At 48.4% G+C, this 24,742-nt stretch carries 27 protein-coding genes and 1 pseudogene; 25 read left to right on the top strand and 3 right to left on the bottom strand.

The features are described 5' to 3' along the window. Window positions 1–287 precede the first annotated feature (287 nt). The 7 genes and pseudogenes from OCV96_RS02115 (at window position 288) to OCV96_RS02085 (ending at window position 5,851) form a co-directional block, all read left to right on the top strand. Window positions 288–470 carry a hypothetical protein gene (locus OCV96_RS02115; RefSeq protein ID WP_262593371.1) on the top strand — a complete coding sequence of 61 codons (183 nt, stop codon included), beginning with the start codon at window positions 288–290 and terminating at the stop codon, window positions 468–470. After that, window positions 467–2,353 (top strand): recombinase family protein, encoded by a 1,887-nt coding sequence (locus OCV96_RS02110; RefSeq protein WP_262593370.1) that lies wholly within the window; start codon window positions 467–469, stop codon window positions 2,351–2,353. Before OCV96_RS02115 ends, OCV96_RS02110 begins: the two co-directional genes overlap by 4 nt. Before the next feature lie 46 nt (window positions 2,354–2,399). After that, window positions 2,400–3,074, top strand: a pseudogene (locus OCV96_RS02105) (penicillin-binding transpeptidase domain-containing protein); the annotation flags it as partial. A 124-nt stretch (window positions 3,075–3,198) separates the two neighbouring features. Then, on the top strand, window positions 3,199–4,110 hold the full coding sequence (locus OCV96_RS02100) for a sigma-E processing peptidase SpoIIGA (protein ID WP_262593369.1): 912 nt from the start codon (window positions 3,199–3,201) through the stop codon (window positions 4,108–4,110). Further along, on the top strand, window positions 4,070–4,807 hold the full coding sequence (sigE, locus tag OCV96_RS02095) for an RNA polymerase sporulation sigma factor SigE (RefSeq protein WP_022313471.1): 738 nt from the start codon (window positions 4,070–4,072) through the stop codon (window positions 4,805–4,807). The genes OCV96_RS02100 and sigE overlap by 41 nt, the downstream gene beginning before the upstream one ends. 147 nt (window positions 4,808–4,954) lie before the next feature. Then, window positions 4,955–5,263 carry a hypothetical protein gene (locus OCV96_RS02090; protein WP_022313472.1) on the top strand — a complete coding sequence of 103 codons (309 nt, stop codon included), beginning with the start codon at window positions 4,955–4,957 and terminating at the stop codon, window positions 5,261–5,263. A gap of 39 nt (window positions 5,264–5,302) precedes the next feature. Further along, a complete protein-coding gene (locus OCV96_RS02085; RefSeq protein ID WP_118668721.1) occupies window positions 5,303–5,851 on the top strand; it encodes a VanZ family protein in 549 nt (182 codons plus the stop codon). Here OCV96_RS02085 and sigG read toward each other — a convergent pair. Continuing rightward, window positions 5,841–6,620, bottom strand: coding sequence for an RNA polymerase sporulation sigma factor SigG (gene sigG / locus OCV96_RS02080; protein ID WP_118502548.1), 780 nt, complete (start codon window positions 6,618–6,620; stop codon window positions 5,841–5,843). The genes OCV96_RS02085 and sigG overlap by 11 nt on opposite strands. 162 nt (window positions 6,621–6,782) lie before the next feature. Here sigG and OCV96_RS02075 point away from each other — a divergent pair, with 162 nt between their 5' ends. From OCV96_RS02075 to OCV96_RS02065, 3 genes are all read left to right on the top strand, one after another. Continuing rightward, entirely contained in the window at window positions 6,783–7,016 is a 234-nt protein-coding gene (locus tag OCV96_RS02075) for a YlmC/YmxH family sporulation protein (RefSeq protein WP_022313474.1), read from the top strand. 53 nt (window positions 7,017–7,069) lie between these two features. Next, window positions 7,070–7,534: a transcriptional regulator NrdR gene (gene nrdR / locus OCV96_RS02070; RefSeq protein ID WP_022313475.1), complete on the top strand. Its 465-nt coding sequence runs from the start codon at window positions 7,070–7,072 to the stop codon at window positions 7,532–7,534. A gap of 138 nt (window positions 7,535–7,672) precedes the next feature. Next, entirely contained in the window at window positions 7,673–8,044 is a 372-nt protein-coding gene (locus OCV96_RS02065; RefSeq protein WP_262593368.1) for a hypothetical protein, read from the top strand. A gap of 37 nt (window positions 8,045–8,081) precedes the next feature. Here the strand turns inward: OCV96_RS02065 and OCV96_RS02060 are convergent, their stop codons facing one another. Further along, entirely contained in the window at window positions 8,082–9,446 is a 1,365-nt protein-coding gene (locus OCV96_RS02060; RefSeq protein WP_262593367.1) for a polysaccharide biosynthesis protein, read from the bottom strand. Window positions 9,447–9,582: 136 nt separating this feature from the next. On the opposite strand from OCV96_RS02060, the gene nifS reads away from it, so the two are divergent. The 8 genes from nifS to OCV96_RS02020 all read left to right on the top strand — a co-directional run bounded on the left by nifS (window position 9,583) and on the right by OCV96_RS02020 (window position 15,802). Then, window positions 9,583–10,761, top strand: a complete 1,179-nt coding sequence (gene nifS, locus OCV96_RS02055) for a cysteine desulfurase NifS (protein WP_022313477.1) — start codon at window positions 9,583–9,585, stop codon at window positions 10,759–10,761. Between the two features lie 26 nt (window positions 10,762–10,787). After that, on the top strand, window positions 10,788–11,225 hold the full coding sequence (gene nifU / locus OCV96_RS02050) for a Fe-S cluster assembly scaffold protein NifU (protein ID WP_022154150.1): 438 nt from the start codon (window positions 10,788–10,790) through the stop codon (window positions 11,223–11,225). Window positions 11,226–11,230: 5 nt separating this feature from the next. After that, the gene (gene mnmA / locus OCV96_RS02045; RefSeq protein WP_022313478.1) at window positions 11,231–12,310 is read left to right on the top strand and encodes a tRNA 2-thiouridine(34) synthase MnmA; all 1,080 of its coding nucleotides are present in this window, start codon (window positions 11,231–11,233) and stop codon (window positions 12,308–12,310) included. Between the two features lie 179 nt (window positions 12,311–12,489). Continuing rightward, entirely contained in the window at window positions 12,490–13,029 is a 540-nt protein-coding gene (locus tag OCV96_RS02040; RefSeq protein WP_262593366.1) for a hypothetical protein, read from the top strand. Between the two features lie 83 nt (window positions 13,030–13,112). Continuing rightward, the gene (locus OCV96_RS19570) at window positions 13,113–13,313 is read left to right on the top strand and encodes a hypothetical protein (protein ID WP_262593425.1); all 201 of its coding nucleotides are present in this window, start codon (window positions 13,113–13,115) and stop codon (window positions 13,311–13,313) included. A 92-nt stretch (window positions 13,314–13,405) separates the two neighbouring features. Then, window positions 13,406–14,986 carry a cardiolipin synthase gene (gene cls, locus OCV96_RS02030; RefSeq protein WP_337413172.1) on the top strand — a complete coding sequence of 527 codons (1,581 nt, stop codon included), beginning with the start codon at window positions 13,406–13,408 and terminating at the stop codon, window positions 14,984–14,986. Between the two features lie 31 nt (window positions 14,987–15,017). Next, complete coding sequence (locus OCV96_RS02025; protein ID WP_022313481.1) at window positions 15,018–15,434, top strand: 2-thiouracil desulfurase family protein; 417 nt, start codon at window positions 15,018–15,020, stop codon at window positions 15,432–15,434. Continuing rightward, window positions 15,434–15,802, top strand: a complete 369-nt coding sequence (locus OCV96_RS02020; RefSeq protein ID WP_262593365.1) for a DUF3783 domain-containing protein — start codon at window positions 15,434–15,436, stop codon at window positions 15,800–15,802. The genes OCV96_RS02025 and OCV96_RS02020 overlap by 1 nt, the downstream gene beginning before the upstream one ends. Window positions 15,803–15,815: 13 nt before the next feature. On the opposite strand, the gene OCV96_RS02015 is transcribed toward OCV96_RS02020, so the two are convergent. Then, window positions 15,816–16,637 (bottom strand): histidinol-phosphatase HisJ family protein, encoded by an 822-nt coding sequence (locus OCV96_RS02015; protein WP_022313482.1) that lies wholly within the window; start codon window positions 16,635–16,637, stop codon window positions 15,816–15,818. Between the two features lie 236 nt (window positions 16,638–16,873). On the opposite strand from OCV96_RS02015, the gene gap reads away from it, so the two are divergent. The 7 genes from gap (at window position 16,874) to OCV96_RS01980 (ending at window position 24,556) form a co-directional block, all read left to right on the top strand. Beyond that, on the top strand, window positions 16,874–17,887 hold the full coding sequence (gene gap, locus OCV96_RS02010) for a type I glyceraldehyde-3-phosphate dehydrogenase (protein ID WP_022154143.1): 1,014 nt from the start codon (window positions 16,874–16,876) through the stop codon (window positions 17,885–17,887). A gap of 93 nt (window positions 17,888–17,980) precedes the next feature. After that, entirely contained in the window at window positions 17,981–19,204 is a 1,224-nt protein-coding gene (locus OCV96_RS02005; RefSeq protein WP_262593364.1) for a phosphoglycerate kinase, read from the top strand. A 103-nt stretch (window positions 19,205–19,307) separates the two neighbouring features. After that, window positions 19,308–20,057 carry a triose-phosphate isomerase gene (gene tpiA / locus OCV96_RS02000; RefSeq protein ID WP_022154141.1) on the top strand — a complete coding sequence of 250 codons (750 nt, stop codon included), beginning with the start codon at window positions 19,308–19,310 and terminating at the stop codon, window positions 20,055–20,057. Between the two features lie 329 nt (window positions 20,058–20,386). Further along, entirely contained in the window at window positions 20,387–21,688 is a 1,302-nt protein-coding gene (locus OCV96_RS01995; protein ID WP_262593363.1) for an amidohydrolase family protein, read from the top strand. A gap of 144 nt (window positions 21,689–21,832) precedes the next feature. After that, a complete protein-coding gene (locus OCV96_RS01990; protein ID WP_022311801.1) occupies window positions 21,833–22,369 on the top strand; it encodes a DUF3877 family protein in 537 nt (178 codons plus the stop codon). Between the two features lie 132 nt (window positions 22,370–22,501). Then, a complete protein-coding gene (locus OCV96_RS01985) occupies window positions 22,502–23,596 on the top strand; it encodes a TFIIB-type zinc ribbon-containing protein (RefSeq protein ID WP_262593362.1) in 1,095 nt (364 codons plus the stop codon). 27 nt (window positions 23,597–23,623) lie between these two features. After that, window positions 23,624–24,556 (top strand): TPM domain-containing protein, encoded by a 933-nt coding sequence (locus OCV96_RS01980; RefSeq protein ID WP_262593361.1) that lies wholly within the window; start codon window positions 23,624–23,626, stop codon window positions 24,554–24,556. Window positions 24,557–24,742 lie beyond the last annotated feature (186 nt).

Raw genomic sequence — 24,742 nt, 5'->3', positions numbered from 1 at the left:
GATCGCATAGCGTCCCCACCTCGGAGCAGGTTATTTCCGAACCACTTTACATCGTCCCCACCGAAGCCATACCCGTAGCAGTAACAGCACACCTTTTGAAAACGGAACGCATTTGTATTGTGCGCTAGATTAAATAAATTAAGAGGTATATTTACTTGTTAAATAATTAACGATGCACTGCTATGAAAGAATAAAAACATTCGGAAAATAGCGGAAATAATCTTGCATTTTGTGTAGGTCAGCGTTTCAATGGCATACACTGGTAAAAACCTCGTTCGGAGGATGGAATGGCAACTGGATCTGGCGCTAAGAGAGCAGCAAAGAACCGGGAGGTTTCCTTACGGAAGGAAACAGAGGTGCAGTGTGGAATTGTACGGTTACTGTACGAGGACGGAAGTTTATCAGAGAAGGAATATGAGGACATTGTGGAGTTGTTGTATGTAAAAGAAAAAGGAGGAAAACAGAAATGAGCGAGCTTTCAAAATTTTCGCCGCAGACACGGGTGGCAATCTACAACCGGGTGTCTACGGAGAAGAAGGTACAGATGGAGGCACTGGATGTGCAGGTGGCATACACGAGGAAACTGGTGGAGGACAATCACCTTACGATCGTGGATCAGTATATAGAGCCGGAGACCGGCACGGAGGCGGAGCATCGTCTGGAATATCAGCGGATGATTCGGGACATTAAGGCGGATCGGATTGATCTGGTGGTTGTGAAATGTTCGGACAGACTTTGCAGAGATCAGGCGGAATGGCACAATTTTGTGAAACTGCATCTGCAAAAGAAGTTTCAACTGTATTTTTATCTGGATGACCACATCTATGACCATGAGAGGGACGATATAAAATATTCTGTGCAGGCCATCGTGGATGCAGAGCAGAGTAAGATCACTTCCAAGAAAATCAGAGATATTCACAGCAACAGACAGATCTATGCCACGGGTTCCAAGGCACTGCATATATGCAGACCCTTATACGGCTGGGATCGGAATGTGGAGTTTATCGACGAGAACACCAAGCGTGTCTGGTGGACAGTCAACGAAAAGGAAGCCACAGAACTTCGCTACGCCTTGTCACTGGTGGAGCAGGGGATAGGTTTTTACCGTTTAGCCAACATCATGTATGACCGAGGGGTGCGGAGCAAGGGAACCACAGGGTATCACAAGATGCCTTCTGTGCGTATTGCGGCGAATACATGGAAGAAAATGCTGACCTCTCCGATGTTGCATGGAGACTGCATTTTACATAAGGAAGTCAGCAACTTCTACACCAAGGAGCGTGTGAAACTCCCGCAGGAGGACTGGATCTATAAGGAAAACGTGATTCCTCCCATCGTCAGCAGGGAATACCATGAGAAGATCGTTCAGATCATAGATGCAAGGCGGTTCCAGATGGGGTGCTGCAAGGGACTGGCAGGTACCTACAAATGGAGTAACCGACTGGTCTGCGCAAATTGCAAGAAGCCATACTACAGAATGCACTACAAACTTCATTCCGAAAAAGTCATCACGTGGAAATGCAGCGAGCAGTTTCAGAGAACCCGAAGCACCTGTGACAACATGGTGATAGCGGAGAAAGAGTTAGAGAAGCAACTGGCGGCAGCACTGAAAGAAAAATATGCCTACCTTTTCCATATCTCTTCCGGTTTAATCAACGATACGATTCATACCATTGAAAAGGCATTATGCAATTCCGACAATGGAAAAAAACTGAAGGCACTGGAAACCCAGCGTGAACTCCTTTTACGGAATAAGGATGTATTGTTTCATAAGTTAATGAACGGAGTGATTTCCGATGAGGACTTTGGAATCTACAAGGACAGACTGGAAACGGAACTTCGGGAACTGGAAGAAAAGATAGAGGGCCAGAAAGACGGGGAGAAGAGTCTGGCGGATCAGTACCGCCGCTTACAGCAGATCCGGAATACCATAGAAAACAAAAATTATAACGAGCAGGCGATTCTGGAAATTCTCTATGGCTGTGTGGAGGTCATAGAGATTCATAACAACGGGGATATGGATGTCACCATGAGCAGGGAACTGATGCGGAGTAAATTTGAACTATACAGCATTGTGGAATCGGATTACAGTTTATTCTACTTTTCCTTCACCTACAAAAAAGAAACCATCTATGACCGCAACCGGAAAGCCTACAACGAGAAAGTACTGGAACTGATCCGAAGTGAAAAATACATTACGATCCCACAGATGGCGGAGCGGCTGGGGAACACCTACAGCTATACCTGGCACAGTATCCAACAGTTAAAGGAGCAGGGCAGGATCGTTTATATCAAGGAAAAGTTCGAACATAGCGAATGCTATTGGGAGGTGGTAGAGTACCCAGCACGTTAAAAAAGTATGCCACCAACCCGAACTCTGACAGTAGTTCCAGACCCCTTGTAACCCGGCATTGATTTCCGTCGGCCTACGGCTCGGTGTGGACAATTACTACCATTATTTTGAACAGTTCGGCCTAAAACAGCGCACCGGCATCGACCTGCCGGGAGAAGCTGGGACTATCATGCATAAAAAAGAGGATATGGGAAATGTGGAGCTGGCTACCGTGGCTTTCGGGCAGTCTTTCCAGATCACAGCAATCCAGCTGCTGACCACGGCGTCCTCCATTATCAACGGCGGCAACCGGATCACGCCACATTTCGGGATTGAAGCGTTGACCCGGGACGGGGAGGTGGAAGAGACCTTTTACTATCCGGTGCAGACGGGGATCGTCTCGGAGGAGACTTCGGCTACTATGCGCTACATTCTGGAAATGGTAGTGGCGGAAGGCTCCGGCAGAAACGGTCAGGTACAGGGCTTCCGCGTCGGCGGCAAGACTGCAACCAGCCAGACTCTGCCCAGAGGAAGCGGACGTTACATATCTTCCTTTATCGGCTTCGCTCCGGCGGATGATCCCCAGGTCATCGCCATTGCTATTATCAATAATCCCCAGGGCATCTACTACGGGGGGCAGGTGGCAGCACCGATCATAAGGCAGCTGTACGAAAATATTCTGCCCTATCTGGGACTGGAGAAGACCGAAGAACCGGAGGAGACAGCGGAGTCCGGGGAGTGATGGCGGTCGCAGACTTCCCCAGGGACGATGTCGAAAACAATGGAAAGAAAAAGGTTCCGGCGGATGAAAATTTGACAAAATCCGCTGATGCCACCCTTTATAATGTTTCTGAAGGAGGGGTGTGATGCATTATGAACTCTACTTAGACAGTCTGTTCCTCCTCAATTTCGGGATGAATCTGCTGCTGCTTTGCCTGGTGGATCACAGCATGGGCCACACTGCCACGTGGTACCGGCTGCTTGCGGGAGCAGGGGTCGGAGCGGTCTGGTATCTGTTTCCTTTTTTATGGAAAGGAACAGCCGCCGGGAAGCTGTTGCTTTGTTTTCTGCCGGGGACAATACTTATGCTGTATGTGACATTTCACATTCGCAGCCTTGGGACGTTGTGGAACTATTTCCGAAAACTGATGCTGTCCACCTTCCTGATCGGAGGCATTCTGGCGGCACTGCTTCGGGGATTCCCGATGGGAAGAAATTATCTGCCTGGGATCGGTATGACCCTGGGAGTCGGAGCATTCTCCGGCTGGATACTTGTGTGGGGGCGCAAAAAGGAAGCGGAACAAGCCTGCTATTGTGAGGTAGTGTTACAGGGAGCGGAGGGACCGTTGCGCATTCATGCATTGGTAGACTCCGGCAATACCCTGACCGAACCTATCAGCGGAGCACCGGTATCGGTGCTGGACGCACGGATATTTTATCGGCTGTGGCCGGAAGGACTGCCTGGATTCCGGGTGATTCCTTATCACAGTGTAGGGAAAAAGAGCGGGATCCTTAAGGGATATCCGGTGCCGCAGATGACGCTCATACAGCAGGGTGTGGAACGAGAATACAGAAATGTATACCTGGCAGTGAGTGAGGAGGAGATCGTAGGAGAAGAGATCCCGATGCTGTTACCTCCTGCGCTGTTGCAGGAGACGAACAAAGCACGAAGGAAGAAGGAAAAAATAAAAGAGCCGGACGATCCGGCAAGGCACAATGTGGCAGATAGGAGTAAATATGGTCTTAAAGATAGCAATACCGGGAAAAATGCAGTTTAAAATGATGCGCAGGGAGCCTTATCTGCTGCACCGGAAAGGAGATGTCCACTATATCGGTGGCGCGGAGGTACTGCCGCCGCCCCTGCCCAGTGAGCAGGAGAATCAGGTGATCGGTGATCTGGGGACGGAATACGAGGATGAGGCGAAAGCCATCCTGATCGAACATAACCTGCGTCTGGTGGTCTACATAGCCAAAAAATTTGACAACACCGGTGTGGGGGTGGAGGATCTGATCTCCATCGGCACCATCGGGCTGATCAAGTCCATCAACACCTTCAATCCGGAGAAAAATATCAAGCTGGCAACCTATGCTTCCCGGTGCATTGAAAATGAGATACTGATGTATCTGCGCCGGAATAACAAGACGAAAATGGAAGTCTCCATTGACGAGCCGTTGAATGTAGACTGGGACGGCAACGAGCTGCTGTTGTCGGATATTCTGGGGACGGATGAGGATGTGATCTATCGCGGTATAGAGAATGAGGTGGAGCGGAAGCTTCTCATGAATGCCGTGAGCAAATTGTCCAAGCGGGAGAAGACCATCGTCAGACTTCGGTTCGGACTGGGGACAGTGGACGGACAGGAGATGACCCAGAAGGAAGTGGCCAATCTGTTGGGAATCTCACAATCCTATATTTCCCGACTGGAGAAAAAGATCATGCGGCAGCTGAAAAAGGAGATCAGCCTGCATATTTGACTTTGCATTCGGGACGGATACATGATACTATATAACATGTGCAGAATTGTGGGAGCTGCGTGGCAACAGAGCAGTTCGTGAACCATATAATACAGACAGGATAGTTTTCAGGTAACGGAATCGGAAGTAACCAAAAAGGACAAATACATGATACAACGTGATGATATATTATCAATGGAATATTTAAAAAAGACGGAATTCACCGGATGCCACCAGGGGATGCGTTACCGTCTGGAGCAGACTGAGGATCCGGAAGGCGGCAAAAAGCTTCTCGTGACGGTCTGGCCGGAGCCCTTTAACTTTTTAAAGACACCGGAGGAGAAGAAACAGAGGGCCATGTTCTCCTTTGACGAGGATGGAGTGGTGGATGCGGTCGGCTGGATGAACGACAGATTATTTGAGAACAAAAAGCTATGGGACGAGGCGCCTTCCCGCTGGGACACTTACCAGATGTAAAACGGGAATTTTAAGAGACAGATATAGGATGAAGAAAGAATGATTTGGAAATATATAATAAGGGATCTGAACGGTGCCATACAATATCTGCCCTATGGTGTGATGGCCGGTGCCGTCATGGGACTGATCCTGAATGCAATGAATGCCAGGAGGGAGCGGAAGGGAAAAGAAGCCTTTCCGATGGCAGGTCTCATGGTGTTTTCTTTGTACCTCATGATCATACTGGTGATCACTTTTTTCTCCAGAGAGGATGGCAGCCGGAACCGTGCCATGGATCTGGAGCTTTTCTCCACCTGGGGGATCAATACGAGAAATAACGCCTTCGTGGTGGAAAACGTGCTGCTTTTCATCCCGTATGGCTTTGCATGCCCCTGGGCATTTCCCTGGCTTAGGGGATTTTTCAGGAACATCTTTGCGGCTTTTGCGACCAGCCTGGGAGTGGAGACTTTCCAGCTCATTACCGGCAGAGGTTATTTTCAGATCGATGATATCCTGACCAATGTGCTGGGAGGAATCATCGGATACTGGATGTTTTGGCTGGTGTATCATACGTTACAGAGAATACGAGGATCAAGGTCTATGCGGTAAGATAGCCCCGCATAGCTTTCAATGCATTTTTTTCGAGACGGGAGACCTGGGCCTGGGAGATGCCGATCATATCGGCGACCTCGGTCTGGGTCTTTCCTTCGAAAAAGCGCAGAGAGATGATATGACGCTCTCTGTCGTTCAGACGTTTCATGGCTTCACTGAGGGAGAGATGTTCCACCCACGTCTCTTCCTTATTTTTTTTATCACTGATCTGGTCCATGACGTAGAGGGTGTCACCACCGTCGGTGTAGACCGGTTCGTAGAGGCTCATGGGATTCTGCATGGCATCCAGGGCATAGACGATGTCCTCCTTGGAGATACCTACCTCTGCGGCAATCTCTTCCATGGTGGGCTCCTTCAGATTTTTCCTGGTCAGGGTATCGCGGGCGTAGATTGCCTTGTAGGCGGTGTCCTTCAGAGACCGTGAAACACGGATGCTATTGTTATCCCGTAAAAATCTGCGTATCTCACCGATAATCATTGGAACCGCGTAGGTGGAAAATTTTACACCCAGCGTGGAATCAAAATTGTCGATGGCCTTGATCAGACCGATACAGCCGATCTGGAACAGATCGTCCACATTTTCCGCACTGCCGGAAAAGCGTTTGATCACGCTCAGGACCAGACGCAGGTTGCCTTCGATGTAGGTCTCTCTGGCGGCGGTATCTCCCTCCCGGATCTTTGCGAAGAGAGCTTCCTTGTCCGCTGCCTTTAGCAAAGGCAGTTTTGCTGTATTGACACCGCAGATTTCTACTTTTCCCTGTACCATAGAGACCTCCCAAGTTTTCTGAATCGTTGCTGATTTTTGATAACTACAGTATTCACAGGAGAGTCAGTGACTATACCGGCAAGAAAGATTTTCCAGTTTTTCCCGAACGGGAAGCGGAGCGGTATCATATAATAAATAGAAAGAAAACGGGAGGAGCAGAGTATGCTTTTTTCCGAGTTAAAATGCAAAGATGTAATCAATGTCAGAGACTGTAAAAAGCTGGGGCATGTATGTGATCTGGAGTTCGATGAGTGCAGCGGATGCATCTGTAAGATCATGGTGCCGGGATGCAACCAGTGGCTTTCATTTCTGCGCTGTGAGCCGAATATCGTCATCCCGTATAAGGACATCAGACAGATTGGACCGGACATAATTTTAGTTGACATTAACTGCTGAATCTTCTATAATCTTAACATAAATAACACGTGGTTTTTATAAGGAGGATGCCTATGAAATGTCCGTTCTGTAGCCATGAAAATACCAGAGTCATCGATTCGAGACCGGCGGAAGATAACAACTCCATTCGCCGCCGTCGTGTATGTGATGAATGCGGCAAGCGATTCACCACTTACGAGAAGATCGAGACGATTCCGCTGATCATTATTAAAAAGGATAATAACAGAGAGGCCTATGACCGTGCCAAGATCGAGGCAGGGGTGCTCAGAGCCTGTCATAAACGTCCGGTCAGCGCACAGCAGATCACGACTTTGGTGGATGAGGTGGAGAACGAGATTTTCAACAGGGAAGAACGGGAGATCCCCAGCGGCACCATCGGTGAGCTTGTGATGAATAAGTTAAAGGATCTGGATGCGGTTGCTTATGTGAGATTTGCGTCCGTGTACCGGGAGTTCAAGGACGTGAATACCTTCATGGATGAGCTGAAGAGCGTTCTGAACGACAAGAATCACAACTAGAATCACAACAGGACTTAACTTTTGACGAAAAGCGTCGATAATATAGTTGAAAAGAAGATAAAATTCCGCATTTTATAACAGCTGTTCGGAAAATGGAGTGCGGTATTAGAAAAAAACAAAGGACAAGGAGGTGGGTACATGGGAATCAGCGGAGTGAACGGAATCGGCGGAATGCAGGATTACAGCATACAGGCACCGGATTATAGCAGACAGCCGGCGAAGACAGTGATCACGGAAGTCCCGCAACAGGAATCCCGTGTAGCATCTTCGAATCAGATAGACAGCTCTCCTGCAGAGAATACACAGGCGGCAGAGAAAAAGCCCTCCGCCAATGCGGCACTGGAGGACATCTCCATTACTTTCCACAAGCAGGATGATTTCGGATACATCGGCAGAGACAGTGATATCCATTCTCTGGATGTGGAGAAAGCGATCTCCGATATGCGTAAGGATCAGATCCTGCAGCAGTATCAGTACTTTGTGGGCAGCAAGACCGTGTTTACAGAATAAGAGAACAGGTACCTCCGGATGACAGGCGTAGAGCCGATCACTGGAGGTATTTTTGTGCAGATAATTCAGGCAGCGCTTTTTTGAAAAAGCGGTACAGACAGAAGAAATAGATTCCGGCCAGCACCAGCTGACTTGCCAGAATTCCCCACAGATATCCCTGCATGCCGATCTGTGGAATGGCGAAAAATACAAAGGCCAGACGGATCAGCAGACAGACCACATTGGAGAAAAAGATCCGCCCCGCCATTCCCAGCCCCTGCAAAATGCTGGAGAGCGTGGTATCCAGATACAAAAAAGGACAGATGAATCCCAGCGTCACGATGAAATGCCCGGCCAGTTCACTGTGGAACAATTCGGTTCCCATCCAATCCCCCAGAAAAAGAAAACCGCACAGACAAAGAAAGCCCATGAGACTGCAGTATTTTACGGTACGCAGAGTGTCGTTCCATACGGCTTCCCGGTCACCTTTTGCATGATTTTCGGAGATGGTGGGGAGGAGAAGGACCGCCACGGAACTGGTGAGAGCATTGGGAAAAAAGATCATGGGCATGGCCATACCGGTGAGTACGCCGTATACACTTAAGGCTGTGGTGGTATCATAACCGTAGAGCAGAAGCTTCTGGGGAATGGAGACAGCTTCGATGCTCTGCAAAATATTCAGAACGATACGATTGGCGGTCAGGGGCAGTGCCATGCCCAACAGATCCCGGTAGACTGCGGAAGAAGGACAGATATTTTGCAGGGAAAGAACAGAGGCATCCGGATACAGGTGTATGTACAGGCAGATCAGAGCGATCAGCATGGACAGAAGCTCGCCGACGGTCAGACCTAAGACGGCCGCATTGATGGAGGGGGTGCGCCCCTCAGACAGATCGGCTCCGGTGACGAGAAAGACACAGCCGACTCTGGCCAGCTGCTCCAGAAGCTGCGTGAGGGCAGGAACGGAAGCTTTCTTTTTTCCATAGAAATAGCCGTTGATGCAGGCATGCAGCGCGGCAAAAGGAATAGAGAAGGACAGAATCCGCAGCATGGATATGGTACGGGCTTCTTTTAACAGGAAGATTCCTATGGGTTCTGCGGCGAGAAACAGGACAGCATTGACTCCAAGGGACAGAGGGAGCGTGATGCTTGCCCCGGTCAGCAGCGTTTTCAGGTCATCGGAACGCCGCCCCGCAGTATTGGCGGCAACGAATTTGGAGATGGCGGTCTGGTAGCCGGCAGCTGTCAGGGAAAAGGAGAGAGACAGTGCGGGACTGAGCAGCTGATAGATCCCCATTCCTTCTTCTCCGAAGAGCCTGGACAGGTAGATCCGGTAGAAAAAACCGATGATGCGGGTGATAAGACCGGTGATCGTCAGAATCAGAGTACCGAAGATCAGAGGATGACGTTTGGCATGCTTCATAGCTTTTCGTTGGATCCTTTGCAGATAAAAGATCTTGCAAAAGTATATTCCATCCACCTTGTTGACAGAACTGCGCGGTGAATGCTATCATGAATAACAGTGAAATAAGCATGAAAATATGCGGAAATGAGGCAATATGATATATTTAGATAATGCAGCAACTACCAAAACGGCACCGGAGGTCGTAGATGCGATGCTTCCGTACTTCAGTGAATACTACGGCAATGCCAGCACCATCTACAGTCTGGGTGCCGAGAGCAAGAAGGCCATGGATCATGCCCGCCAGACCATCGCAGACAGTCTGGGTGCAAAGCCGGAAGAGATCTATTTTACTGCCGGCGGTTCCGAGTCCGATAACTGGGCGCTGAAAGCTACCGCAGAAGCCTATGCTTCCAAAGGAAAACATATCATTACCACGAAGATCGAGCATCATGCCATTCTCCATACCTGTGAGTATCTGGAGAAGAGAGGCTTTGAGATCACTTATCTGAATGTGGACAGAGACGGACTGATCAGTCTGGACGAACTGAAGGCAGCCATTCGCCCTGACACGATTCTGATCAGTGTAATGTTTGCAAATAACGAGATCGGTACCATTGAACCCATTGCCGAGATCGGTGAGATCGCGAAGGAGCACGGTGTATTGTTTCATACCGATGCGGTACAGGCGTATGCACAGGTTCCCATCAATGTGGATGAAATGCACATCGACATGCTCAGTGCCAGCGGCCACAAATTAAACGGCCCCAAGGGTATCGGCTTCTTATATATCCGCAAGGGTGTGAAGATCCGTTCCTTTGTACATGGCGGAGCACAGGAGAGAAGCCGCAGAGCCGGTACAGAGAACATTCCTGGTATCGTGGGACTGGGTGCTGCTGTAGAGCGCGCTATGCGTATTATGGATACCAAGACCCGTAAGGAGATCGAACTGCGGGATTATCTGATCGGACGTCTGGAGAACGAGATCCCTCACTGCTGGCTGAACGGTCACCGCACGAAGAGACTTCCGAACAATATCAACTTCTCCTTCCTGTTCATCGAAGGAGAATCCATGTTGATCATGCTGGATATGAAGGGCATTTGCGCTTCCAGCGGTTCCGCATGTACTTCCGGATCTCTGGATCCTTCCCATGTACTGCTGGCTATCGGCTTAAAGCATGAGGAAGCACACGGCTCCTTGCGTCTGACCTTATCTGAGGAAAGCACGAAGGAAGAGATGGACATCGTGGCGGAAGAAGTGAAGAAAATCGTACAGAGACTGCGGGATATGTCTCCTTTATATGAAGATTTCCTGAAAAGCCAGAAGAACAATTAAGTGAGAAAGAAGAGGATAACAGATACATGTACAGTGAAAAAGTAATGGACCACTTTCAGAACCCCAGAAATGTAGGGGAGATCGAGGATGCCAGCGGCGTAGGTACCGTGGGCAATGCAAAGTGCGGAGATATTATGAGAATGTTCCTGGACATTGACGAGAACGGGATCATCCGGGAAGCAAAGTTCAAGACCTTCGGCTGCGGCGCTGCCGTAGCTACCAGCTCCATGGCTACCGAACTGGTAAAGGGTAAGACCATTCAGGAAGCATTACAGGTAACGAACAAGGCTGTAATGGAGGCTCTGGACGGACTGCCGCCCGTAAAGGTACACTGCTCACTGCTTGCAGAGGAAGCGATTCATGCAGCACTGTGGGATTATGCAGAGAAGAACCATATCACCATCGAAGGACTGCAGAAGCCCAAGAATGACATCAGTGAGGGCGAAGAAGAGGAAGATTATTAAGATCTATGAAGAAAAAAGTAGTAGTAGGCATGTCCGGGGGAGTAGATTCCTCCGTGGCAGCCATGTTATTGAAGGAACAGGGCTATGACGTGATCGGCGTCACTATGCAGATCTGGCAGGACGAAGAGGAAGCAGCCAAGGAAGCCAACGGTGGCTGTTGCGGACTGTCGGCGGTGGATGATGCCAGAAGAGTAGCACAGAGACTGGAGATTCCTTATTATGTCATGAACTTTAAGAAGGAATTCAAATGCCATGTCATGGACTATTTTGTGGCAGAGTATTTAAGAGGCCATACCCCCAATCCCTGTATTGCCTGCAACCGTTATGTGAAGTGGGAATCCCTGCTGCAGAGAAGCCTGGAGATCGGGGCGGATTATATTGCCACGGGACATTATGCGAGGATTGACAGGCTGCCGAATGGCCGTTTTGCCATCCGTAATTCCGTTACCGCAGCCAAGGATCAGACCTATGCGTTGTACAATCTGACCCAGGAGCAGCTGGCACATACCCTGATGCCGGTGGGTGAATATACCAAGGATGAAATCCGCGTCCTGGCAGAGGAGGCGGGACTTCCGGTGGCGCATAAGCCGGACAGTCAGGAGATCTGTTTCGTGCCGGACAATGATTATGCTTCCTTTATTGACAGAGAAGCCGGCGAAAAGGTGCCGGGACCGGGCAATTTTGTCACGGAGGACGGCAGGATCTTAGGCCGGCATAAGGGCATTACCCATTATACACTGGGACAGCGCAGAGGACTGGAACTTCCTATGGGGGAAAGAGTGTTTGTCACCGCCATCCGTCCCGAAACCAATGAAGTCGTCATCGGTTCCAATCAGGAACTCTTTACGGATAAAGTGCTGTGCGATCATGTGAATTACATGACAGTGGAAGATCTGACAGAGCCCACCAGAGTATTGGCGAAGATCCGTTACAACCATAAGGGAGAATACGGAACTCTGACAAAACAGCCGGACGGTAAAGTGCTCTGTACCTTTGACGCACCGGTACGCGCCGCAACACCGGGACAGGCCATGGTATTTTATCAGGATGAGCATGTACTGGGCGGCGGAACCATTATTCTGTAGGAAAGCGCTCAAAGAGGAGGTCTCTGCGTCCTACGGATACAAAGATTTGTATAGCGGAAAAGATCGGGATCACTATTGTTACAATAGTGGTCCTGCATTTTTATCACGGCGTATGACAACAGTGGCACCGACGTGCATATAATAGTAGAAAGCTTTTAACAACAGCAGCAGGAGTGTTTATGGATTATCGTTTTTCATTTCAGAGACCTATGAGAAGAAGCAGTTTCGGCTCCATGAAGGGAACCATTGTGGATCTGGTACCGGCAGGACAGGGTGGCCGCAGAGCCGATGGATGCCTTTTGTTCGCTACAATCGAGGATACGGACGGCAACACGGTGAACTTTTTCATCAACCCGGATACGTATGTGGTGGATTTCACTACACTGTCGGTGGGAATGATGGCAACCTTCTGGTATCGCAATGATGCACCCATGCCTCTGATCTATCCGCCTCAGTATACCGCAGTGGTAGTAGCGGAGGATCGGAATGACTGGTATGTGGATGTGAGCTACTACAACAATTCACTGACTAATGAGGAGCAGACATTGCAGCTGAATCTGGATGGCACTGTGGATGTGCGTACTGTGAACAACCAGTATTTCCAGGCGAGTCCTGCCAATCACAATCTGGTAGTCAGCTATGCTTCCTCCACGAGAAGCATTCCGGCCCAGACCACCCCGGGTACCATCGTGGTGCTGTGTGACAGAAACTGCGGTTAGGCAGACAAAAGAGGACAGTTGTAGTCCATTGACCTATTGAGATTTTTGCAAAAATGTTATACCATAAAATAATCCCCTATAGAATGATGTCGGGGGCAAAAGTCCCCGACTTTGATGCCTACGGATTGTTCCGTGCTGCGCACTCCCACAATCCGCCCCAATATTCGCATATCGTGGGATTATCATCCCACTTTTATGCTCATATCGGGGCGGGTCCCAAGGTCTTTCGCCCACATATGAGCAAGCTCATGTGGGCGAAAGACCTTTTGACCCTGGCACCATAGAATATACCCATGGCTGTCTGTGCGCAGTGCAGGCAGCCTGTAAGGGGGAGATTACTTATGATCTGGCAGAACGAAAGAGAAAAGAGGACATTATGGGTAAGAAAAAGCAGATGCGTTCTGAAGTAAAAGGGAATGTGAAAAACAGTATAGGAAGAATTGCGTTTGCAGCATTGGCTGTGCTCTTACAGATCGGCTGGATATTGATATTGATGATCAAACTGTATCAGTATTCTTCAGTGATCTCTCTGCTGACCAGCCTGTTTGCGCTGGTAGTGGCGCTCAGGATTTATGGAAAACATACCAATGCCGCATTTAAGATGCCTTGGATCATTGTAATATTGGCATTTCCTGTATTCGGTCTGTGTATTTACGGATTGTTCGGGCATAAAGAGGCTATGCATAAAATCATCCGGAAATTTGAGGATGTGGATGCACAACTGATTCCTCTGAATGTGCAGGATGAGACCATATTGCAGCAGCTGGAGCAGGAAGATCCTCTGCTGGCAAATCAATGCCATTATATCTGGAAGTATGGTAATTATCCGGTGTATGACACGACAGCTGTGAAATTCTATCCGGAAGCTTATCTGGGATACGAGGAACAGCTTAAGGAGCTGGAGAAGGCAAAGCACTTTATATTCCTGGAATATCATGCCATAGAGGAGGCAGAGGCTTTTGCACGGCTGAAGGATGTATTGGCAAGAAAGGCTGCCGAGGGCGTGGAAGTCCGTATTCTGTACGACGATGTGGGCTGTATCGGTTTTCTGGACAAAAGCTTTATCGACCGGATGAATGCCATCGGGGCGCAGTGCCGGGTGTTTAACTATGTAGTGCCCTTTTTAAATATTTTCATGAATAACCGCGACCATCGTAAGATCATGGTCATCGACGGAAAAGTAGGATTCACCGGTGGATATAATCTGGCAGATGAGTATTTTAATATCACGCATCCTTACGGCTACTGGAAGGATACCGGTGTGAAGCTGACCGGCAGAGCGGTACAGAATTTTACCATGATGTTTTTGGAAATGTGGAATGTTATGGGACAGGCGGATACAGATTATGAAAAGTATCTGAAGGCATCGCAGGAAGGTGCGGAAGATGGAAATGTGCAGAAGGCATCCGGCTATGTGCAGCCCTATGCGGATTCTCCACTGGACGGAGAGCCGGTGGGTGAGAATGTCTACCTGAACCTGATCAAGACGGCGAAGAAACGCCTCTATGTGGCAACTCCTTATCTGATCATCAGTGATGAGATGACGAGAGAGCTGGGACTGGCGGCAAAACGTGGCGTGGATGTACGGGTATTTACCCCGGGTATTCCGGATAAAAAAATCATTTACGGTGTGACCAGATCCTATTATTCCGGACTGGTGCGTCAGGGTGTGCGGGTTTATGAATATACCCCGGGCTTTTTGCATGCGAAGCAGATGCTGTGTGATGGGGATACGGCGACCGTCGGTACTATCAATATGGATTACCGGAGCCTTTATCATCATTTTGAAAACGGTGTGTGGATGCACGGCTGTGATGCCATCCGGGATATTGAGGCGGATTTTGATAAGCTGTTACAGGATAGTGAGGAAGTCACCGATAAATACCGGGATGGAAGGAAAAATATGGCAGTGAGAGGCTGGCAGTGTATCATGCGCCTGATCGCGCCGTTGCTGTAACAGACATAATAACGGAAAGCTGGAGATTACGATGAAAATACTGGTCAGTGCCTGTCTGCTGGGCGAAAACTGTAAATATAACGGGAAAAATAATTACAGCGAGCGTGTGGCAAAATATCTGGAAGGGCATGAGGTGATCCCAGTATGTCCTGAGGTGCTGGGAGGACTTCCGACCCCGAGGGATCCGTCGGAGATCGTGAGCGGTGAGGTCATAAACTGTAAAGGCGTAAATGTGGACAGGCAGTTTCGGGAAGGCGCAGAGGAGGCTCTGCGGATCGCCAAAGAGAATGGCATCGATCTGGCAATCTTACAGTCACGAAGCCCCAGCTGCGGCGTAAAGCAGATTTATGATGGAAACTTTACCGGTAAACTCATCCCCGGACAGGGAGTATTTGCACAATTGCTGGAAAAGAACGGCTTCCGGGTGATGGACTGTGAGGAAATATAATGGCAAAAATATTATTGTTTGGCGTGAGTACACAAAAAGACCGGGCTGTGCGTGTGGCAGCGGAGAAAATAGGTGTGGATGTGACGGCGGTGAACCGCAGGGACTATGGACAGAAGATCGGAACACTGGCGGAAATCAGCGGTTTTCATAAGAATGGAAAAATATATAACGGTCCTGATTTTGCAATGGAAATGCTGGTGTTTTCCGGAATGGATTCGCAACAGGTGGATGCATTCCTGGCAGAATATAAGGCAACCGGCTTACCACCGGTTGCCCTGAAGGCGATTGTGACACCGTATAATGTCTCATGGACAGCGGATGCGTTGCTTCGCAAGCTGATGAAGGAACACATTCAGCTTGGAGGATAGGGAATAAAGAAAATTACAGCTTGTGATATTCCGGGCTGCGCTTTTCGTAGATTGTGTAATATTTGAAACCGCACAGCTGAAGGATCTCGGAGGCAAGATCCAGATAGGATCCCACATCCTGAGGTTTGTGGGCATCGGTTCCTACGGTGATGATCTCACCGCCCAGCTCATGATAGCGGCGCAGAACATCGGTACAGGGATGAGGCTGTCTGAGACCGTAGCGGAAGCTTCCGGTGTTCAGTTCCAGACCTTTTCCCTGCTGCACTAAAAGCTCCAGGATCGGATCAATGGCATCCTTATATTTGTCATAGGAATAGTTCTTGTCCTTGGTGGGAGCCACACGGACGATATAGTCCAGATGTCCCAATACATCATAATCGTCATGGCATTTCAGATTCTCCAGTGTCTCTGCAAAATAAGCCCGGATGGCTTCTTCCTCGGAGGAGAATTTCTCGAAATATTCCGGATAATAGGGATCCATTCCTTTGCAGAGATGAGTGGAGCCGATGACGAAATCAAAATCATAGGCGGAAATAAAATCTTCGTTGCGGTCGGCCAGATGAGGCTGCAATCCCAGCTCCACGCCGAAGAGGATCCGCATTTTCCCTTCATATTTCGCGCGGCAGCGGAGCACGTCGTACAGATAGGAATCCGTATTCAGTAAAAAGATTGTTCCCGGTCCTTCCTCGGTGCGGGGATAATCAAAATCGTTATGCTCGGTAAAACACATGGTCTCCAGTCCCAGAGCAAGACCTTTATCGATCATCTCCGGCATGGGAGCCTGGGAATCTCCCGAAAAAGAAGAGTGAAGATGACAATCTGCTTTGATAGACATATTTTTCATCCTTTCTGGTTATCATAATACGAACCTATTATAGCAAAAATGAAGGGAAAAACCATAGCATTTCTAAACAAACTGTAAAATTTACCACAAAATCACAAATATTTTTCATTTACATCTTGAATTATAATCAGGAATTAGGTAAAATGTCTTTGCTGATAAAATTTTGACAATCTGTGAATAACGGAAAGCCAAAAGATATAAAATTAAAATTTTAGGAGGAAACTAAAATGGCAGTAAGAGTAGCAATTAATGGTTTTGGCCGTATTGGTCGTCTTGCATTCAGACAGATGTTCGATGCAGAAGGATATGAAGTAGTAGCAATCAACGATTTAACCAGCCCTAAGATGCTGGCACATCTGTTGAAGTATGATTCTTCTCAGGGTGTTTACAAGTATGCAAGCACCGTTGAGGCTGGCGAGGACAGCATCACCGTTAACGGCAAGACCATCACCATCTACAAAGAGGCTGACGCAAGCAAGCTTCCTTGGGGTGAATTAAAGGTTGATGTAGTTCTGGAGTGTACCGGATTCTACACCTCTAAGGAGAAGGCTTCCGCACATATCACTGCCGGTGCTCGTAAAGTTGTTATTTCTGCTCCCGCAGGTAACGACCTTCCTACCATCGTATACAATGTTAACCACAAGACCCTGAAGCCCGAAGATACCGTTATCTCCGCAGCTTCCTGCACCACCAACTGCTTAGCACCTATGGCTAAGGCTCTGAACGATTGCAGACCTATCATGAGCGGTATCATGACCACTGTTCACGCTTATACCGGTGACCAGATGATCCTTGACGGACCTCAGAGAAAGGGCGATCTGAGAAGAAGCCGTGCAGGCGCTTGCAACATCGTTCCCAACTCTACCGGTGCAGCTAAGGCAATCGGCTTGGTAATTCCCGAACTGAACGGCAAGCTGATCGGCTCCGCTCAGCGTGTTCCGACCCCTACCGGTTCTACCACCATTCTGGTAGCAGTAGTTAAGGGCGCTGTAACCAAGGAAGAGATCAACGCAGCAATGAAGGCTGCTTCTACCGAGTCCTTCGGTTACAACACCGATGAGATCGTATCTTCCGATATCGTAGGCAGCACCTACGGTTCCATCTTCGATGCAACTCAGACCATGGTTGCTCCTATGGAAGATGGCAATACTCAGGTACAGGTTGTATCCTGGTATGATAACGAGAACAGCTACACCTCTCAGATGGTTCGTACCATCAAGTACTTCAGCGAGTTAGCATAAGCCGACAGGCGTTAACGCGTAAAGACCTATCAGGGTCCGGTCTTACAAGGACCGGGCCCTTTTTAGATACTAAAATAATTGGAGGTTAATACCATGGGATTAAATAAGAAATCTGTAGATGACATTAACGCAAAGGGAAAGAGAGTCCTGGTAAGATGCGACTTTAACGTTCCCTTAAAGAACGGTGAAATCACTGACGATACCCGTATCGTTGCAGCTCTGCCTACCATCAAGAAGCTGATCAACGATGGCGGCAAGGTAATTCTTTGCTCTCATCTGGGTAAGGTAAAGAATGGCCCCAACGAAGGCGAATCTCTGGCACCTGTTGCCAAGAGACTGTCCGAGAAGCTGGGCAAAGAGGTTACTTTCGTAGCTGACTACAATGTAACCGGCGAAGCAGCTACCAAGGCTGTTGAGAACATGAAGGAAGGCGACGTTGTTCTGCTTCAGAATACCCGTTTCCGCGGCGCAGAAGAGACCAAGAACGGTGAGGAATTCAGCAAAGAACTGGCTGACCTGGCTGATCTGTATGTATGTGATGCATTCGGCTCTTCTCACAGAGCACATGCTTCCGTAGCAGGTGTTACCAAGTTCATCACCGCTAAGGGTGGCGAGAACGTAGTAGGTTACCTGATGGAGAAGGAGATCAACTTCTTAGGTAAGGCTGTAGAAGATCCCGTAAGACCTTTCGTAGCTATTCTGGGCGGTGCAAAGGTTGCAGACAAGCTGAACGTTATCTCCAACCTGTTAGAGAAGTGTGATACCCTGATCATCGGTGGTGGTATGGCTTACACCTTCTTAAAGGCTCAGGGCTATGAAATCGGTAAGTCTCTGGTAGATGATACCAAGATCGACTACTGTAAGGAAATGATGGAAAAGGCTGAGAAGCTGGGCAAGAAGCTGTTACTGCCTGTTGATTCCGTAACCATCGCTGATTTCCCTAACCCGATCGATGCTCCTGTTGAGGTTCAGGTATATGATGTTACCAACATGCCCGCAGACAGAGAGGGATGCGATATCGGACCCAAGACCGCAGCTCTGTATGCTGAGGCTGTTAAGACTGCTAAGACCGTTGTATGGAACGGACCTATGGGCGTATTCGAGAATCCTACCCTGGCAGCAGGTACCATCGCTGTAGCTAAGGCTCTGGCTGAGACTGATGCAACTACCATTATCGGTGGTGGTGATTCCGCAGCAGCTGTTAACCAGCTTGGTTTCGCTGACAAGATGAGCCACATCTCTACCGGTGGCGGAGCTTCCCTGGAGTTCCTGGAAGGCAAAGAGCTTCCCGGCGTGGCAGCAGCAGATGACAAATAAATAGAAATAATAAAGCTTTCCCACGGAATGTATTCGAACCTGCCTGCAGGCACAGATGCATCCTGTGGAAAACGCAATATAAGAAAAGAAGAGGTGTATGATTATGGCAAGAAAGAAGATCATTGCCGGCAACTGGAAGATGAATATGACTCCCAGCCAGGCAGTAGAGCTGATCAATACATTAAAGCCCCTCGTAGCAAATGATGAAGTAGACGTACTTCTGTGCGTTCCCGCAATCGACATCATTCCCGCTATGGAGGCAGCAAAGGGTTCCAATATCATGATTGGTGCGGAGAATATGTATTTCGAGGAGAAGGGTGCTTTCACCGGCGAGATTTCTCCCGCAATGCTGGATGATGCAGGCGTGAAGTATGTGATCATCGGACACTCCGAGAGAAGAGAGTACTTTGCAGAGACCGACGAGACCGTGAATAAGAAGGTTCTCAAGGCTTTCGAGCATGGCATTACTCCCATCATCTGCTGTGGTGAGACTCTGACGCAGAGAGAGCAGGGTGTTACCATCGACTTCATCCGTCAGCAGATCAAGATCGCATTCCTGAACGTAACTGCTGCACAGGCAGCAACTGCTGTCATCGCATACGAGCCTATCTGGGCTATCGGTACTGGCAAGGTAGCTACTACCGAGCAGGCACAGGAAGTATGTAAGGCAATCCGTGAGTGCATCGCTGAGATCTATGATGATGCAACCGCAGCAGCTATCCGTATCCAGTACGGCGGATCCGTATCTGCTTCCAGCGCTCCCGAGCTGTTTGCACAGGCAGACATCGACGGTGGTCTGGTAGGCGGCGCTTCCCTGAAGGCTGACTTCGGACAGATCGTAAACTATAAGTAATAGAACAATTGCACAAAAAATAAGGGCTTAAAACCCTTGCAAAAAGAGGATTCTTTGTTGAAAGCCAACAATGGAATCCTCTTTTGTTATGTTATATAATTTAATAAGTATCACCTTTTTCTATCACTAAACTATCATCAGGAATGATGGGTTATGTCATTTTCTTACGTAGATTATGACAGATAGATTAAAATGAATGTGGTTGGTCGGGTGTTTATAAGGTATAATTTTATATTATAGCATGACTCGCTTTTGGCTATGGAATAAGGCTATGATTTCTGTTTTAGGTTTTGAAGGTCTGAGACACATGGAAAGTCAGGAAACACTATATGAAATATGTATTTACCAATGGAAAAATCTTAAACGGTACAAAAGACATGCAGGTACAGGAGGGGCAGGTTATTCTGGTGGAAAATGAGAGGATTACAGAGATCCTGCCAGCGGAAGAAGCCGGGAAACGAAACCTGAAGGCTTCCGGATATGAAGAAATCGACTTACAGGGAAAATATATTCTGCCGGGGTTGATCAACATGCATGTCCATCTGGCAGGCAACGGAAAGCCCCAGAAGAAACAGCGTGACAATGAAGCACTGGTCAAAAAGATCATGAGCAATGGCCTGACAAAGGCTATCGCCTACAATATGGTCTGCGGTTTTGCAAAAGACGAACTGTACAGCGGTGTGACTACGATCCGTACTGTGGGTGGACTGGGAGATTTTGACACCAGACTGCGGGACGACATTGCCGCTGGTAAAAAGCCCGGACCCAGAATTCTGGCAGCCAATGAAGGAATCTCTGTGCCCGGCGGACATATGGCAGGCTCTGTAGCTATCGCCGCAGACAGCGTGGAAGAAGCGCTGCAGCACTTAGAGACTTCGAAGGCACAAAAGGTGGATCTGGTGAAACTTATGATCACCGGCGGCGTGCTGGATGCGAAGGAAAAGGGTGTGCCCGGCGAACTGAAGATGGCCCCTGAAATGGTAAAGGCAGTCTGTGACAAGGCCCACACCATGGGGTATATGGTGGCAGCCCACGTGGAATCTCCGGAGGGTGTAAAGGTAGCTCTGAAAAACGGGGTGGATTCCATTGAACATGGTGCAAAAGCAGATGAAGAAATGATTTCACTTTTCAAGGAACATAATGCATTTTTGTGTACCACATTGTCTCCAGCACTTCCTTATGCATTGTTTGACCGATCCATTACCAATGCCTCTGAAGTGGAGCAGTTTAATGGCAATGTTGTATTTGAAGGTATTATCGACTGTGCGAAGGCGGCCATTGCCAATGATATTCCGGTGGTGCTGGGCAATGATGTGGGATGCCCCTGGATCACCCAGTACGATTTCTGGCGGGAGCTGTACTATTTCCACAAGTATGTGGGAGTATCCAACGCTTTTGCACTGTATACCGCAACCTGCCGCGGCGCCGAGATGGCGGGTATCGGAGATATCACCGGTACACTGGAACCCGGCAAATGCGCGGATATGATCGTGGTGGAGAAGAATCCGTTAGAAGATCTACGGGTGCTTCGAAATGTGGATATGGTCATCGCACAGGGAAAAGTGATCCGTGCTCCCAAGGTGAAGAAAAAGCAGATCGTAGAGACGGAGCTGGACAAATTTCTGAATTAGAATGGAACGGCAATGTCTGTTTCCGTAGAATAGAATTGTATTCTGATGCGTGAATATTGTATAATAAAAACTATGCAGGACAGGAAACCTCCGCTGCATAGTTTTTATTTTTGACAGATTATGGGAAATTATAGGAAAAAGAAAATGACATTTGAAAAATTAGAAAAAAACCTCATGGATGTGGTTCTGGAGGAACAGGCAAAATTAGGCTTCCGCAGAGAGAAAATCCGCCTGTATTATCCGTTATCTACACTGAATCACTTGCTGGGTACACAGGATACGGCGGAACAGATGGAAGTTACACTGGCAGGACAGCCGGAGAGCATGACAATAAAGCTTGGAAAACTGGCTGTGAGCCGTAAGGGAGACCGTTTCTGCCTCTGTATTCCGGAGGAAGGCAGTGCTTATGTCCATGAGCATTTTGCAGAGAAGGGATTTATCTATGAACTGATCCGCCTGATCGGGCAGCATGACTGTAAGATGGAGGATATCCGACAGTTATTTTTGCGGTACAGTGAGAATATTTATGTGGAAGAGATGCGGGGCGAGGACTTTGATGTCATGATCCGTTTCCCGGAGGAAATGGGAGATCCCTATTGTTATTGTTTTCGGGATGAAGGGTGCCATGTGATCTATCACCGATTCCTGCCGGAGGATTACGCAGACCTGATGAAAGCATGAGACAATCATGGTAAACGAACGATAAGAAAAGATTATGTGTATTTTACGATATGGAAATACGATGGAATCTATGGTAAGATAAAAAGGTTCTACGAAGAAAAATGTCGTAAAAGGCAGAAGGCGAGGGGTAAAATGATCTTTAGATGTAAAAACTGCGGCGGTAATGTAGTTTACAGCCCGGAGAGAAAGAAGATGTTCTGTCCTTTCTGTGAGAGTGAGGACAGCGAAGAACGCGAGGACGGTGTGATCGAGACAAGCGGTGAGGAAAACGGCACTGCGGAAGGAACGGTCCAGGCAGCGGGAGCCGGACAGCCGGTCAGCAGAATGGCAGCAGCCGAGGGTGCTGCGCAGAAAAAGGTGACAAAGGTATGTCCCAACTGTGGTGGCGAGATTCCCATGACGGTAAACACCTCCGCTACACAGTGTCCTTATTGTGACAATTATGTGATCGTGGATGATCAGATTTCCGGTGCCTACACACCGCATATGCTGATTCCCTTCCATATGGGCAAGGAAGTCTGCAAGAAGCTGATCCGTGATAAATTTGAGAAATGTATTTTTGCACCGACGGATTTTCTGTCGGAAGTAAGAATGAACGGTATTTACGGTGAGTATGTACCGTTCTGGTTCTACGATTACAATACCAACTGCACGTTCCACGGTGAAGGTACCAAGGTGCGTAGCTGGACGACCGACAATACACAGTATACCGAGACCTCATATTATGATATTGTCCGTGATATGGACATTGATTTTGTGAAGATTCCTGTGGATGCTTCCGTGGAAATGCCGGATGATGTCATGGATCTGATGGAGCCCTTTGATTACAAGGAACTGCAGGAATTTAAGCCAGAATATCTGTCTGGATTTCATAGTGAACGCTACAATATGACTTCCGATCTGGTGGAGAGCCGTGCCAAAGCCAAGATGCAGGAGGATGCACAGAAGATGCTGCATGACAGCTATTCTGGATATTCCAGTGTCCGCAAAATGGGAGAAAACATCAACGTGACGGACAGTTCTGTAAGTTATGGTCTCCTGCCAGTATGGAAGTATGACTATAGCTACAAAGGCAAAGAATATCCTTTCTATGTAAACGGACAGACCGGTAAACTGGTAGGTACTGCACCGATTTCCAAAGCAAAGGTGTGGGCTTATGCGGGAACACTTGGTGTGACACTGGCGGCAATTCTATGCATGGTGAATGCAATCGCCAGTCTGGTGTAGAAATTATGAGGGAAGGATAACGGGACAATGGAAAAAGATATTAAGAGAGAGGCACTGAGACGGTACCTCAAATATTTTAAGGTATGGTTCATTATTGCCGGCATATTGGCGGTGATCACCATAGGAGTGGCAGTCGTTCATCTGCTTACACCGAAGACTGTCCGGGGCAACAGCCAGGATCCCACAGAGCGTGTGTTTGACTATGCGGATATGCTGACAGACGAAGAGGAGCAGAGCCTGCGGGAATATATAGCAGAGTGTGAGGAAAAGATCCAGGCGGACATCGTGATCGTAACGATCTCCGAATCCGTAGAGTATGATTTGCAAAATCCGGATCTTGCGGAGGCATTTCATGCGAAGGAAGTCGGCAGTACCGACTGGAGTACAGCCATGAGAGATCTGGCGGATAACTTCTATGATTACAACAATTTTGGTTATGACAAGGTACACGGCAACGGAGTTCTGCTGCTGGACAATGCCTATGAAGGACAAAAGGGAAGCTGGCTGTCTACCTGTGGAAATGTCTATGATTATTTTGGCGATTACGAGATCGACCAGGCCCTGTACGCAGTGGATGATTACATAGACGAAAGCCCCTACAAAGCGTATAAGAATTGTATCAGTTATGTGACCCGGACCATGGAGGAGAGCCAGGAAAGCATGCCGATGACCTTTTCTCCCTGGATCCTGACAGGTCTTGTCGTTGCACTGATCTATGCCGCAGTGAACCTGCATCAGAGAAAAGCAAAGGATACTACTACGGTCAATCAGTATCTTGATGGCAAAAAGCCCAAGATCAACAATACCAGAGACCAGTATCTGCGTAAGAACGTGGTGACCCGCAGGATCGAGACCAGCAGTAGCAGTAGCGGACACAGCAGCGGACACAGCGGCGGTCACGGAGGAAGTCATCGGAGCAGCAGCGGTGTCAGCCATGGCGGCGGTGGCCATAGAAGATAAAATAACAAGTTCCATTCCTGGAACAAGAGATCCGGCGTATCGGGTGCAGACAGACACTCATACGCCGGTTTTTTCGTTTTACGGAGGAAGGAGCGACGGCGGGAAACAGTAGTGGAAAATTTTTCCATGGGTTGACAGGAAGCCTGCAGACAGGTATAATCAGACTTGCGATGTAACAATTCTGTA

The sequence above is a fragment of the Waltera acetigignens genome, assembly GCF_025567015.1.
Lineage (GTDB): Bacteria > Bacillota > Clostridia > Lachnospirales > Lachnospiraceae > Acetatifactor > Acetatifactor acetigignens.
The sequence above is the reverse complement of the archived record's forward strand: the minus strand, read 5'-3'. Positions and strand labels throughout refer to the sequence as shown.

Excerpts from the sequence above, each read along its gene's own strand:
- cls (WP_337413172.1), top strand. The coding sequence starts at position 13,406 with ATGGGTAAGAAAAAGCAGATGCGTTCTGAAGTAAAAGGGAATGTGAAA.
- sigE (WP_022313471.1), top strand. The coding sequence starts at position 4,070 with ATGGTCTTAAAGATAGCAATACCGGGAAAAATGCAGTTTAAAATGATG.
- OCV96_RS02115 (WP_262593371.1), top strand. The coding sequence starts at position 288 with ATGGCAACTGGATCTGGCGCTAAGAGAGCAGCAAAGAACCGGGAGGTT.
- OCV96_RS02015 (WP_022313482.1), bottom strand. The coding sequence starts at position 16,637 with ATGTCTATCAAAGCAGATTGTCATCTTCACTCTTCTTTTTCGGGAGAT.
- OCV96_RS02005 (WP_262593364.1), top strand. The coding sequence starts at position 17,981 with ATGGGATTAAATAAGAAATCTGTAGATGACATTAACGCAAAGGGAAAG.
- OCV96_RS01985 (WP_262593362.1), top strand. The coding sequence starts at position 22,502 with ATGATCTTTAGATGTAAAAACTGCGGCGGTAATGTAGTTTACAGCCCG.
- OCV96_RS02040 (WP_262593366.1), top strand. The coding sequence starts at position 12,490 with ATGGATTATCGTTTTTCATTTCAGAGACCTATGAGAAGAAGCAGTTTC.
- OCV96_RS01980 (WP_262593361.1), top strand. The coding sequence starts at position 23,624 with ATGGAAAAAGATATTAAGAGAGAGGCACTGAGACGGTACCTCAAATAT.
- OCV96_RS02075 (WP_022313474.1), top strand. The coding sequence starts at position 6,783 with ATGCTTTTTTCCGAGTTAAAATGCAAAGATGTAATCAATGTCAGAGAC.
- nifU (WP_022154150.1), top strand. The coding sequence starts at position 10,788 with ATGTACAGTGAAAAAGTAATGGACCACTTTCAGAACCCCAGAAATGTA.
- gap (WP_022154143.1), top strand. The coding sequence starts at position 16,874 with ATGGCAGTAAGAGTAGCAATTAATGGTTTTGGCCGTATTGGTCGTCTT.
- mnmA (WP_022313478.1), top strand. The coding sequence starts at position 11,231 with ATGAAGAAAAAAGTAGTAGTAGGCATGTCCGGGGGAGTAGATTCCTCC.
- OCV96_RS02110 (WP_262593370.1), top strand. The coding sequence starts at position 467 with ATGAGCGAGCTTTCAAAATTTTCGCCGCAGACACGGGTGGCAATCTAC.
- OCV96_RS02025 (WP_022313481.1), top strand. The coding sequence starts at position 15,018 with ATGAAAATACTGGTCAGTGCCTGTCTGCTGGGCGAAAACTGTAAATAT.
- OCV96_RS02020 (WP_262593365.1), top strand. The coding sequence starts at position 15,434 with ATGGCAAAAATATTATTGTTTGGCGTGAGTACACAAAAAGACCGGGCT.
- OCV96_RS02060 (WP_262593367.1), bottom strand. The coding sequence starts at position 9,446 with ATGAAGCATGCCAAACGTCATCCTCTGATCTTCGGTACTCTGATTCTG.
- nrdR (WP_022313475.1), top strand. The coding sequence starts at position 7,070 with ATGAAATGTCCGTTCTGTAGCCATGAAAATACCAGAGTCATCGATTCG.
- OCV96_RS02090 (WP_022313472.1), top strand. The coding sequence starts at position 4,955 with ATGATACAACGTGATGATATATTATCAATGGAATATTTAAAAAAGACG.
- nifS (WP_022313477.1), top strand. The coding sequence starts at position 9,583 with ATGATATATTTAGATAATGCAGCAACTACCAAAACGGCACCGGAGGTC.
- OCV96_RS02085 (WP_118668721.1), top strand. The coding sequence starts at position 5,303 with ATGATTTGGAAATATATAATAAGGGATCTGAACGGTGCCATACAATAT.
- OCV96_RS02100 (WP_262593369.1), top strand. The coding sequence starts at position 3,199 with ATGCATTATGAACTCTACTTAGACAGTCTGTTCCTCCTCAATTTCGGG.
- OCV96_RS01990 (WP_022311801.1), top strand. The coding sequence starts at position 21,833 with ATGACATTTGAAAAATTAGAAAAAAACCTCATGGATGTGGTTCTGGAG.
- tpiA (WP_022154141.1), top strand. The coding sequence starts at position 19,308 with ATGGCAAGAAAGAAGATCATTGCCGGCAACTGGAAGATGAATATGACT.
- OCV96_RS01995 (WP_262593363.1), top strand. The coding sequence starts at position 20,387 with ATGAAATATGTATTTACCAATGGAAAAATCTTAAACGGTACAAAAGAC.
- sigG (WP_118502548.1), bottom strand. The coding sequence starts at position 6,620 with ATGGTACAGGGAAAAGTAGAAATCTGCGGTGTCAATACAGCAAAACTG.
- OCV96_RS02065 (WP_262593368.1), top strand. The coding sequence starts at position 7,673 with ATGGGAATCAGCGGAGTGAACGGAATCGGCGGAATGCAGGATTACAGC.
- OCV96_RS19570 (WP_262593425.1), top strand. The coding sequence starts at position 13,113 with ATGATGTCGGGGGCAAAAGTCCCCGACTTTGATGCCTACGGATTGTTC.